Origin of the sequence: Streptomyces araujoniae (assembly GCF_050871195.1) — a bacterium.
GTDB classification, from domain to species: Bacteria; Actinomycetota; Actinomycetes; order Streptomycetales; family Streptomycetaceae; genus Streptomyces; species Streptomyces bacillaris.
Genome location: NZ_CP194070.1, coordinates 925,130 through 937,314, shown reverse-complemented (window position 1 = coordinate 937,314; position 12,185 = coordinate 925,130). Strand labels below are relative to the sequence as shown.

The following is a 12,185-nucleotide window of genomic DNA, read 5'->3' as shown; positions in this document are numbered from 1 at the left end:
GCCGCCGCGGTGCCCTCCGGCGCCGGTCGCATAAACGCCGTTTCGACCGTTGTCAGTGCGAGGACCTAATCTGTCCCTCGTGACTTCGCCTGCCGACACGGACATCGCCGCGCCGCAGCTCAGCGCGGGGCCGAGGCCTGCCCCGGGCCCCGCCGCCGACGAGGGGCTCGCCCGTCGGCTGCGCGCGCTCGCCTGCACGGCGCCGCTGCACGACCTCGACGCGCGCAAGGCGAACCTGGCCGGGGAGTACACGGTCTACGCCATGGCGGAGGTCGCCCTCGCCGCGATCGACCACGTCACGCTCAACATGGACTTCGACACCGGGGCCGACCACGACCAGATAGTGGCCAGGCTGCTGCCCCGCGTCGCCGCCCAGGCCCCCGGCCGCCCCGCCGCCGAGCACGAACGGGTCGCCCGCTGGGTCCTGGAGAACCTGATCAACGTCGGCAGCGTCGACCGGGGCTTCCGCGCCGTCTACGGCACCTTCGGCCCCGACGGTGTCTACATCCGCCGGGACTACGACTTCAAGCTGATCGAGGAGGTCCCCGGCTACGGCGGCACGGTCTATCTGCGCGCCACCGACGAAGCGGTCAACGTCCTCGTCGGCGCCCTCGACACCGATGTCACCAGCGCCCAGATCGCCGCCGAGGTCAAGCTGGAGGTTCTGATCAGCCGGGGCCGCCTCGCGGACGCCCAGCTCGCCGCCGAACAGGCCCGCTACCGCACCGTGCAGTACGCCGAGACGCTGCGCCGCACCCTGGAGGCCACCCGGCGCAACGTCCGCGCGGTCGACTGGCTCAACACCGTCCCGGACATGATCGCCGAGGCCCTGGACCACGTGGCCGACCGCTACCGCCACGAGAACGCGATCCTCACCAACATCCGCAAGGCGCGCGACGAGGCCGAGGAGCCCGAGCACAAGCGCCGCGCCGCCGAGCTGGTCGACATCGTCAAGGACTGCATCCGCCGCCACACCCAGCTCCAGTCCCGGCTGCTGGAGGCCGGGCCGCTCTTCCGCGCCGAGCAGGACCGGCAGGCCTTCGCCACCCCCGCCGCCCACGCGGGCCTCGATCTGTACGGGCAGCTCCTCGCCCCGCTCCTGCCGCTCCCCGTCGAGCAGTCCACCCGCGCCACCGACGCCTTCTTCGCCCACGGCACCGGGCTGCGCACCCCCGCCTCCGTCCGCGTCGGGGACCTGGTCGACATGCTGCTCACCCCGCCCCTGGAGCGGGAGCACCTGGGAATGGAGATGCCCGAGCCCGACCTGATCGCCACCCCGGACGACAGCCGCTTCAGCGACGCCCAGCTGGCGAGCGCCATGGCCCTGCTCGACCTGGAGCACGACGCCCCGCGCCGGCTCTCCGGGCTGCTCGCGGAGGCCCGCCGCAGCGACCCCGACCTGCCCTACCTGGTCGCCCTGCTCGCCGTGCACGCCGCCAGCCCGCCCGTCGGCACCGCCTACCGCCAGGGCGAGCGCCGCCTGCTCTTCGCGGTGGACGACGGTACGCAGCTGGAGGACCCGGAGTTCGGCGGCGCCGACCTGATCGTGGGCACCGCCCTGCTGGACGCCGTCGGCATGGCCGCGGACCGCCAGGAGGCCTCATGAGCGGCCCCGCGCACCGCACCGCCCCGGCCGCCGGCCCCGCCGCCCGCTCCCCCCACCCGCACCACCCTTTCCGTACCGAGGAGTCCCAGCCGTGAGCGACCACGACGCCGAGCGCCCCGACGCGTGGACCGAGCCCTCCGCGCACGCCCCCTCCCCGACGCCGTACGCGGGCCCCTCCGCCCCGCCCCACCCGGGCCCCTCCACCCCGTACGCGGGCGACTCCGCCCCCGCGCACCCTGACGGACCCACCGGCCAGCCGTCCGTCACCCCGGCCGACGCCGCCGACGCCGCCCGCCTGGTCTCCTTCGGCCTCCAGCCCAAGCTGCTGCCCGCCCGCGACGCCGAGTACGCCGAGCTGCTCCGCCGCTACCGGGAGGACAGCGCCTTCGCCCGGCTCGCGGACGCCGTCGCCACCGGGCTCGGCCTCATCGTCCTGGAGGTCTCCCCGCGCGCCGGGATGGCCGTCACCGCCGCCGAGGACTCCGTCTTCGCCGTCCGCATGGGCGACTACGCCCGCCGCGCCTCCTCCGACTCCGCCGACCGCTTCCTCCACGGCCTCGCCCACCTGGCCGTCGCCGCCCTCGCCTTCCCCCGCCCCGAGGACCTCGCGGACGACGCGTACATCGGCCGCATCACGGTCAACGGCGTCGACGCCTTCGTACGCCAGGCCTGCAGGCGCCTGGAGGAGCGCGCCGAGGAACAGGGCGACAACACCGACCCCGCCACCGGCACCCCCGGCCTCGAATCCGGCTGGCGCGTCTACGCCCGCCGCAGCGCCACCGGCGCCACCAAGGACGCCCGCCGCCTCGCCGGATCCACCACCGGCATCATCGGCAAGGCCGTCGCCTTCCTCACCGACTCCGGCTTCCTCCAGCGCACCGGCGACGACGCGGGCGGCGCCTACCGCACCACCGCCCGCTACCAGCTCCAGGTCCGCGACATGGCGGGCAGCGCCGCCATGGCCGAGCTGCTGGAGCTGGGCGTCGTCCCCGTCACCGACGGCTCCGCCACCCTGCTCCCGCCGCCCGACGCCGACGACCTGGAGCTGGCCGCCGACGCGGGCCTGCCCTTCCACGCCTCCTGACCCGCCCGCGCCCGCCGCCCCACCGCCACGATCTGCCGCTCCACCACCGCTTCTCCGAACGACGAGAGTCCGCCGCCATGTACGAGCTGTCCCGGGTCCGCCTCTACTCCATCGGGCCTGCCGGTGCGCGCTACGCCGACACCGTCCTCGACCTGCGCGGCGTCGGCGAACCCGTCCCCCACCCGGCCCCCGCGCAGGCGGAGTTCTTCGAGGACGAGCCCGTCGGTCCGCCCCGCCGCCCCGCCCCGGCGGGCGTGCTCTTCCTGGAGAACGGCGGCGGCAAGTCCGTCCTGCTGAAGCTGATCTTCTCGGTGATGCTCCCCGGCCACCGCAACACCCTCGGCGGCGCCAGCTCCGGCGTGCTCCGCAAGTTCCTGCTCGCGGACGACTGCGGCCATGTCGCCCTGGAATGGCAGCACACCCTGACCGGTGAGTGCGTCGTGGTGGGCAAGGTCAGCGAGTGGCGCGGGCGGCAGGTCTCCAACGACCCCCGGAAGTTCGCCGAGGCGTGGTACTCCTTCCGCCCCGGCCCCGGACTCAGCCTGGACAGCCTGCCCGTCGCGGAGGCCACCGCCGTCGGCCGACCCGCCGAAGGGGTCTCCGGCGCCCGGGGCAGGCGCCGCACCATGAAGGGGTTCCGCGACGCCCTGGTGGACGCGGGCAAGTTCTACCAGCACCTCGACGTGCACTGGGAAGAGATCCACGACCGCTGGAACGAACACCTCGGTGACCTCGGGCTCGACCCCGAACTCTTCCGCTACCAGCGCGAGATGAACGCCGACGAAGGCGAGGCCGCCGGACTCTTCGCGGTCAAGAAGGACTCCGACTTCACCGACCTCCTGCTCCGCGCCGTCACCGACACCCGCGACACCGACGGCCTGGCCGACCTGGTCAGCGGCTTCGGCAGCAAGCTGGGCCGCCGCGCCGAGCTGACCGCCGAACGCGACTTCACCGCGGGCTCCGTGGACCTCCTCGGCCGGATCGTCGAGGCCACCGACACCCGCGCCCGCGCCCGCGACATCCACGCCGCGGCCGAGCGCCGCACCCGCACCCTGGCCCGCCGCCTCTCCGCCCGCGCCGCCGAGGAGCGCGGCCGCACCGCCGAGCTGGCCGAGCGGGTCACCGCCGCCGCCCACACCGTCACCGAGGCCGAGACCGCCCGCGGCCGCCGCTCCCTCATCGCCGCCGAACTCGCCTACCGCCACGCCTCCCTGGCCCTGGCCGGAGCCGAGAAGAGCGCCGCCGCCGGACGCAAGGAGCTGGCCGAGGCCCGTACGCTGCACGCCGCCTGGCAGGCCGCCGAAGCCGTCCTGCGCCACCGCGCCGCCGCCGACCGCTCCGCCAGGGTCGCCGCCGCCATCCGCGAGGCAGAGCGCGACGCCGCCCCCGCCCTCGCCGCCCGTGCCACCGCCGCCGCCGACCTCGTACGGGCGCTGCACCTCGCCGCCGAGGACGGCGAGCGCGTCGCCAACGAACAGGAGGAGCGCGCCGAGACCCTCCAGGCCACCGGCGAGCGCGCCCACCGCGACGCCACCACCGCCGCCACCGAGGCCCAGCGCGCCCGCAGCGAGGCCGGACATCTGCGCCAGCGCCTCGCGGAGGTCGAGCAGGAGACCGGCGAGGCCGTCCGGGCCGGCTGGCTCGACAACACGGCACCCGACGCCGACCCGGCCCGCGCCGCCCTCGCAGCCAGCGACGCCGAACAGGCCGCCGTCGCCGCCTGGGACACCGCCCGCGAGGCCGCCCGCACCGCCGCCGACCACGCGCGCGAGGCGGCCGCAGCCGAGAGCCGCGCCGAGCTGGCCGCCGCCCGCGCCGCCGACGGGGCCAAGGCCGCGGAGCAGAGCCACGAGGACGAGCTGAGGGCCGCCGCCTCCATCGCCGCCGACCCGCGCCTCGCGGACCTGCTCGGCCTGCCCACCGGCCCGGGCGTCCCGCACCCCCGCCGGGAAGCCGCCGACGAGCCGCCCGCGCCGGACCGGGGCGCCCCCTCCCGTACGGCGTCGCCGGGCGACGACGGCACCGGAACGAGCCCGGCGGAAGAGGCCCCGGACAGCGCGGTCGCCCTGGCCGACCAGCCCACCGCCGTCCACCAGCCGCTCAGCGCCGAGGAGTTCGACCGCAGCGCCGACGAACTGCGCGAGCTGCTCGACCAGTCCGTCGCCTCCGCCGAGCGCCGCCTCTTCGACCTGCGCACCGCCGCCGCCGACGACGCCCGCATCCTCGGCGCCCTCGGCGAGGGCGGACTGCTGCCCCCGAGCCCCGACGTCCTCGCCACCGTCGAATACCTGGGCGAACACGGCATCCCGGCCCTGCCCGGCTGGCGGTACCTCGCCCAGGCCGTCGACCCGGCCGACCACGCCGCCGTCCTCGCCGCCCGCCCGGAACTGGTCGACGGCGTGGTCATCACCGACCCCGACGCCCACACCCGTGCCCGCGAAGTCCTGGGCGGCGCGGCCCTGTTGCCCCGCTCGGCCGTCGCCGTCGGCACCGCCGCCGCCCTCCTGGCCCCCGTCCCGGACCCGGCCACCGGCTCCGACGCCCAGCACGACGGAGTCTTCCTCGTCCCGCCGAACCCGGCCATGCACGACGAGCACGCCGCCGACGAGGAGCGCCACGCCCTGCGCTCCCGCGCCGCCGCCCGCGACGAGGACATCCGCACGCTCGCCGCCCGGCTCTCCGGCGACCGCGCCCTCGCCGCCCGCATCGGCTCCTGGCGCGCCGACTGCCCGCCCGGCATGCTCGCCGAGCTGGCCGAGGCCGCCGCCACCGCCCGTACGGCCGCCGAGAGCGCCGAAGCCGCCCTCGCGGAGGCCCGTACCGCCCGCGCCGAGGCCGACGAGGCCGCCGCCGACACCGCCCGGGTCCGCGACGAGCGCCAGGAGGCCGCCCAGCGCGCCCGCCGGGTCGCGGACGCGCTGGCCGGACTCGCCCACCGGCTGCGGGAGCGGGCCCGCTGGCAGGTCCGCCTCCGCGAACTGGCCGACGAGACCGCCGAGGCCGAGGCCCGCGCCGCGGTCTGCCTGGACCTGGCCCGCTCCGCCGACGAGGACCGCAGGGCCGCCCAGCGCGCCGGGGACGACGCCCGCCGCACCGCCCGCGCCCTGCGCGCCGAACGCGCCGAGATCGCCGGCGCCCCGGAGGCCCTCCCGGAGCCCGACGAGACGAAGCCCCGCACGGCGCTGCCCACCCTCCGCGAGGCCTACCGGGCCGCATCCCAGCTCTACGAGAAGGTCGGCGTCGGCGCCGACCTCCGCGCCGAGCAGGCCCGCGCCGAGAGCGACGAGAGCGCCGCCCTCGCGGAGCTGGACCGGCTCACCAACAAGGTCCGCACCCGCGCCGCCCAGCTCCTGGAAGGCACCGACGGCGCCGACGGCCCCTCCCGCCAGGCGGCGGCCGCCCGCGCCGAGTCCCACGTACAGCTCCTGGAGACCCGGGCCTCCACCGCCAGTGAGCAGCTGGGCCGGTTCCGGGGCGAGGCCGAACGGCTGGCCCCCGGGGACGAGCGGCCGCACCACACCGAACTGCCCGACGAGCTGGTCCCGGCCGACGCCGAGCAGGCCCAGGCCTTCCTGCGGACGGCCACCGCCGAGCTGGCCGCCGCCACCGCGGCCCTGGAGACCGCCCGCGCCGCCCACAGCGAGCTGCTCCACGCCCACCGCACCGCCGAGGACTCGGCGGGCGGCTTCGACGAGACCGCCGCCCTCCTGCGCGACCTGCTCCGCGACCACGGCACGGAGGAGCCCACCGAGGCCCCCGAGCCGTACCCGGGCACCCTGGAGGAGGCCCGGCACTCCGCCGCCGAGGCCCGCCGCTCCCTGCGCGGCTGCGCCACCGACCTCTCGGCCGCCGAGAGCGCCGTACGGGAGGCGAGCGACGTCCTCGTACGGCACGCCAACTCCACCCGCTACGAGCAGGTCCGCACCCCGGCCCGCCAGCAGATCCGCGAACTGCCCGCGTTGGCGCTTCCGGAGCACGCCCAGAAGTGGGCCGACGCCTTCGCCCCCCGGCTCCGCGTCCTCACCGACGAGCTGGTCCAGCTGGAGCGCAACCGCGACTCCATCGTCGACCGGCTGCGCGGCCTGGTCGAGTCGGCCCTCGCCACGCTCCGCTCCGCCCAGCGGCTCTCGCAGCTCCCCGAGGGGCTGGGGGAGTGGTCGGGGCAGGAGTTCCTCCGGATCCGCTTCGAGGAACCCGACCAGGCCACCCTCACCGAGCGTCTCGGGGAGGTCATCGACGAGGCGACGCGCGCCGCCCTCAAGAAGAACTCCGACCTGCGCCGGGACGGCATGTCCCTGCTGCTGCGGGGCGTCGAGGCGGCCCTGCGGCCCAAGGGCATCGCCGTGGAGATCCTCAAGCCGGACGCCGTGCTCCGCGCCGAGCGGGTCCCGGTCGGGCAGATGGGCGACGTCTTCTCCGGCGGCCAGCTCCTCACCGCCGCCATCGCCCTCTACTGCACGATGGCGGCGCTGCGCAGCAACGACCGGGGCCGCGACCGGCACCGGCACGCGGGCACGCTGTTCCTGGACAACCCGATCGGCCGGGCCAACGCCACGTATCTGCTGGAACTCCAGCGCGCGGTCTCCGACGCGCTGGGCGTCCAGCTGCTCTATACGACCGGGCTCTTCGACACGACCGCGCTCGCCGAGTTCCCACTGGTCATCCGCCTGCGCAACGACGCGGACCTGAGGGCCGGGCTGAAGTACATCAGCGTGGAGGAGCACCTGCGCCCCGGGCTGCCCCAGCAGGACCCGGAGGGCGAGACGGTCCACGGCGAGATCACGGCGACCCGCATGTTCAAGCGGAGCGCACCGCAGTCCGAGGAGCCGCGGCCCCCGTCCCAGCCGCAGCCGGAGGCGTAACCTCCCGCTGCCGCGGGCCCGATGACCCGATCAGGTGCCACCGGGCCCGCGGATGAGGTGTGATCGGGCCCGGCAGCGGCCTCACGCGAGAGACCGGCCGGGAGACCACGCCCGCGCGCGACCACGCCGGGCAAGAGCGACGCCGGAAATCCGACGCCGGGAAGCCGAAGCCCACGCGAGGTCACACCGGGCACAGGGCAGACCCGGGAAGCTCACGCCCGCGAGAGATCCCCGGCCCCCCGCCGCCCCCGTATCCTGCCGTCCGCCTCGTCCCGCTCCGCCGCTCGCGCCGCCCGCTGGGCCCGCCGCCGCTCCCTGCGCATCTGCCGGGCCGTGCTGCTCGGCGCGGAGACCACGCCGTGCCGCTGGTTCCACACCTGCCGGGTGACCCACACGTCCAGCACCGCCCAGGTGGCGACCACCGTGCTGGCCACGCTGCTGAGCACCATCGGGAAGGCCAGCCAGGAGCCGGCCAGCGTGCACAGGAAGGCGATCACCGCCTGGATGATCGTCAGCGCCATGACGAGCACGGCGCGCACCGCCGCCGTCCGCACGGCGTCCGGCATCCGCCGTGTTCCCGCCGGCTCCTCCACCCACAACTGCCGCGGAATCCGTGCCTCGTCCACGGCGTCCGCTCTCGCGGTGCCGACCGGTGCTCCGGCGCTTCCGCGCTCCTGCGTGCTCACGTCCTTCAACTCCCCACCACTGTCCGACTTCAGGGTGGCTGCCCGGCTTGCGCCGGTTCTACGCGGGCGGACGAGCTCGTACTGCCGCGCGTGCCCCGTCGTGCGTCTACCCCGTACATATGGACGAACCAACCGCCCCGAAGATTCCCCCTGAAAGCCGCCTCTGGGCCCAGAAGGCTACGGAACGAATAATTCCAGCCAACTGATATGGGCCCCTGAGCGGGGGGTCGTTGGGTATCCTCTGCCGCTTTCGCGAACTTCATCTCTGGGAATACCGGGGCAACCCACCACCAAATCCCGTTCGGACGGCTGAAAATCATCCGGACGTGTCTTCGAGTTGTCTCTGTGTCAGTAGTAGGCTCGCGCCGTTTATTGACGTAGGACGGACCCTCGCCCGCGTCGGTCCGATGCGCACCGGTGGATGCGGGGCGAACGTCGGGGCAGGGTCGAGGGACGACCGGGAGAAGACCACCCCCGCGGAGCGGGGTCGATCTGGGGGAGGCCATGCGCTTTCGCGGGAAGTCCATCCGCAGGAAGATCGTGGCGTTGCTGCTGGTGCCGCTCGTCTCGCTCACGGGCCTCTGGGGCCTGGCCACCTACGTCACCGGCCGTCAGGCGGTCGAGCTGATCAACGTCGGCAACACGGTGGAGAAGGTCGCGGGGCCCCTGGAGGAGGCGGTCCGCACCGTCCAGGCCGAGCGCCGCCAGACCCTCGTCTTCCTGGCCGATCCCCGCGCCTCCGACGCCCTCCCCCTCCTGCTGAGCCGGCGCGCCGACACCGACCGGATCGTGGCCGAGGTCAGGGAGAGCGCCGGGCGGGACGACGTCCGAGAGGCGCTGGACCCCGAGTCCCGGACCCGTCTCGACGCGATCCTGACCGCCGTCGACGGCCTGGGATCGCTGCGCGATTCGGTCGAGAGGCGCACCATCGGCCGGGCCAAGGCGCTGGACTTCTACAACCGTCTCGTCGACCCGGCGTACCGTTTCCTCAACGGTCTCCACACCACGAAGAACGGTTCGCTGGACAAGGAGATGCGGGCGCTGGTCGGGATATCCCGGGCCCGCGAGATGCTGTCGCGGGAGGACGCCCTCATCGCCTCCGGCCTCATCGCGGGCCGCTTCACCACCGCCGAACTCCGCCAGATATCCGGCCTGGTGGCCCAGCGCCGGCTGCTGTACGACGTCAGCCTGGAGAACCTCCCCGCCGCCGAACGCCGCCGCGTCGAGCAGTTCTGGAGCAGCCCGGACGCCGAACCGCTGCGGACCGCCGAGGACGCCCTGATCGCGGCCGGACCCACCAAGCGCCCGGGCGCCGTCGACACCGCACGCTGGCAGGAGGCCGCCCCGCCCGTCCTCGACCGGCTCGCGGCCGACTCCACGGAGATGGCCGACCGTTTCCAGGACCGTTCGGAACCGGCCGGGTACCGGGTCCTCGCCCTGGCCGGGGTCGCCGGGGTCCTGGGCTTCCTGGCCCTGATCGTCTCGATCTTCGTCTCCGTACGGATCGGCCGTGAGCTGGTCCGCGACCTCTCCCGGCTCCGCAAGGACGCCCACGAGGTCTCCGGTGTCCGGCTGCCGAGCGTCATGCGCCGGCTGGCCGCCGGTGAGCAGGTCGACGTCGAGACCGAGGCCCCGCACCTCACCTACGACCGCGACGAGATCGGCCAGGTCGGCCAGGCGCTCAACACCCTCCAGCGCGCCGCCGTCGAGGCCGCCGTCAAGCAGGCGGACATGCGGCGCGGCGTCTCCGAGGTCTTCGTCAACCTCGCCCGCCGCAACCAGGTCCTCCTGCACCGCCAGCTCACCCTGCTGGACGCGATGGAGCGCCGCACCGAGAACAGCGACGAACTGGCCGACCTGTTCCGGCTGGACCACCTCACCACCCGCATGCGCCGCCACGCCGAGGGGCTCGTGATCCTCTCCGGCGCCGCCCCGTCCCGCCAGTGGCGCAAGCCGATCCAGCTCATGGACGTCGTACGGGCCGCCGTCGCCGAGGTCGAGGACTACGAGCGCATCGAGGTCCGGCGGCTGCCCCGGATCGGCGTGGGCGGCCCCGCCGTCGCCGACCTCACCCACCTCATCGCCGAACTCCTGGAGAACGCCACCGTCTTCTCGCCCCCGCACACCGCGGTCCACGTGCACGGCGAGCGCGTCTCCAACGGCTTCACCCTCGAAATCCACGACCGAGGGCTCGGCATGGCCCCCGAGGTCCTGCTCGACGCCAACCTGAGGCTCGCGGAGACCCCCGACTTCGAACTCTCCGACACCGACCGCCTCGGCCTCTTCGTGGTCAGCCGCCTCGCCCAGCGCCAGAACGTCCGGGTCTCCCTGCAGAAATCGCCGTACGGGGGCACCACCGCGGTCGTCTTCATCCCCGCCGCCCTCCTCACCGAGGCCCCCGACACCCACGGCACCGGCTTCCGGCTCGACCGCCGGGCCGAACGGGCGATCGGCAGCGGCCGGGGCGCCGACCCCGGGCGGAGGGCGGAGGAGACCGCGTCGTCGGGCGGGGAGCGCAGGGCCAACGGGAGGTCCGCCGTCCTCTCCCCGGTCCCCACCGGCCTCACCGGTCCGGCGGTGCTCGACGGCCCGGTCGAACTGGAGGCCCCGATCGGCCCCCTGGACCTCGCCGGAGACCCGCTGGACCGCGCCTCCGACCCGGCCCTCGACCCCGCTCTGGGACCCGTGCTCGACGGGGTCTCCGACCTGGAGGACACCGAGAGCGAACGCGGCGGCATCTTCCGCGCCCGTGACCTGCGCCGCGAGGACGGCCGCGACCCGTTCCACGACCACGACGGGGGTACGCGCCGCGGCGGGGGCGGTGGCACGCGCCGCACGGACGACGACCGGGACGGACGGGGCTCCGACCGCGACGACGAGGCCTGGGACGCCCGCCGCGACCAGCACCAGCAGGCCCGCGACCACGACGGTGAGGGCCGCAAGGCCGAGGTCCGCCCGATGCGCCCCAGGGGCCCCGTGCCGCTGCCCCGCCGTACGCCGCCGACCCTGGTCACCGACCGCGGCCGCCGCGTGGACGACCCGGCCCCGGACGCCCGCCCGGCCACCGCCGACGGGCCGCCCGCCGCCGTGCCCCGCACCCCGACCGGCCCGGTCGCGCACACCACCCCCTGGGCCGCCCGTGCCGCCCGGCGCAACCCCGTACCGCTCACCGAGGCCGAGCCGCCGCACACTCCGGAACCACCCCGCACCACCGTCGAGGCCGAGCGCGACACCGCCCCCGACACCGTGGGCGGGCTGCCCCGGCGGGTCCGGCAGGCCAGCCTCGCCCCCCAGCTCCGTGAGGACTCCGCCGACCGGACTCCGTACCGGGCGCCCGCCGAGACGGTCGACGACTTCGACCGGGACGCGGACGAAGTACGCAATCGCATGGCATCACTCCAGCGCGGCTGGCAGCGCGGTCGTCGGCAGAACGCCGAGGACGCGGCCGGCTCCGAGGGAACAGCACCAGGAACCACTCCGGGAGGGAACGGTCGATGACCGCACCGAACGCCGCAGCACCCGACTCCGCACGCCAGGGCTCGGGCGAACTCAACTGGCTGCTGGACGAACTCGTCCAGCGCGTCGCCAGCATCCGCAAGGCGCTGGTGCTCTCCAGCGACGGTCTGGCCACCGGCGCCTCGCAGGACCTGACCCGGGAGGACAGCGAGCACCTGGCCGCCGTCGCCTCCGGGTTCCACAGCCTCGCCAAGGGCGTGGGACGCCACTTCGACGCGGGCCGGGTCCGCCAGACCGTCGTCGAACTCGACGAGGCGTTCCTCTTCGTCACGGCGGCCGGGGACGGCAGCTGTCTCGCCGTCCTGGCCGACGCGGACTCCGACGTGGGCCAGGTGGCGTACGAGATGACGCTCATGGTCAAGCGCGTGGGGGCCCACCTGGCCAACGCCCCGCGGACGACCGGTCAGCCCGCCGGAGGGTGAGGGGCGGGC

At 75.3% G+C, this 12,185-nt stretch carries 6 protein-coding genes; 5 read left to right on the top strand and 1 reads right to left on the bottom strand.

The window, feature by feature from the left end; translation table 11 throughout:
- Positions 1-79 precede the first annotated feature (79 nt).
- The 3 genes from ACQ9ZG_RS03815 (at position 80) to ACQ9ZG_RS03805 (ending at position 7,552) form a co-directional block, all read left to right on the top strand.
- Complete coding sequence (locus ACQ9ZG_RS03815) at positions 80-1,606, top strand: hypothetical protein (protein WP_028419727.1); 1,527 nt, start codon at positions 80-82, stop codon at positions 1,604-1,606.
- 91 nt (positions 1,607-1,697) lie between these two features.
- On the top strand, positions 1,698-2,690 hold the full coding sequence (locus ACQ9ZG_RS03810; RefSeq protein ID WP_028419726.1) for a membrane protein: 993 nt from the start codon (positions 1,698-1,700) through the stop codon (positions 2,688-2,690).
- Positions 2,691-2,767: 77 nt separating this feature from the next.
- On the top strand, positions 2,768-7,552 hold the full coding sequence (locus tag ACQ9ZG_RS03805) for a hypothetical protein (RefSeq protein ID WP_499279911.1): 4,785 nt from the start codon (positions 2,768-2,770) through the stop codon (positions 7,550-7,552).
- Between the two features lie 212 nt (positions 7,553-7,764).
- On the opposite strand, the gene ACQ9ZG_RS03800 is transcribed toward ACQ9ZG_RS03805, so the two are convergent.
- The gene (locus ACQ9ZG_RS03800) at positions 7,765-8,238 is read right to left on the bottom strand and encodes a hypothetical protein (protein WP_375138341.1); all 474 of its coding nucleotides are present in this window, start codon (positions 8,236-8,238) and stop codon (positions 7,765-7,767) included.
- A gap of 504 nt (positions 8,239-8,742) precedes the next feature.
- Here ACQ9ZG_RS03800 and ACQ9ZG_RS03795 point away from each other — a divergent pair.
- A complete protein-coding gene (locus tag ACQ9ZG_RS03795) occupies positions 8,743-11,736 on the top strand; it encodes a sensor histidine kinase (protein ID WP_499279910.1) in 2,994 nt (997 codons plus the stop codon).
- On the top strand, positions 11,733-12,176 hold the full coding sequence (locus ACQ9ZG_RS03790) for a roadblock/LC7 domain-containing protein (RefSeq protein WP_028419723.1): 444 nt from the start codon (positions 11,733-11,735) through the stop codon (positions 12,174-12,176). The genes ACQ9ZG_RS03795 and ACQ9ZG_RS03790 overlap by 4 nt, the downstream gene beginning before the upstream one ends.
- Positions 12,177-12,185 lie beyond the last annotated feature (9 nt).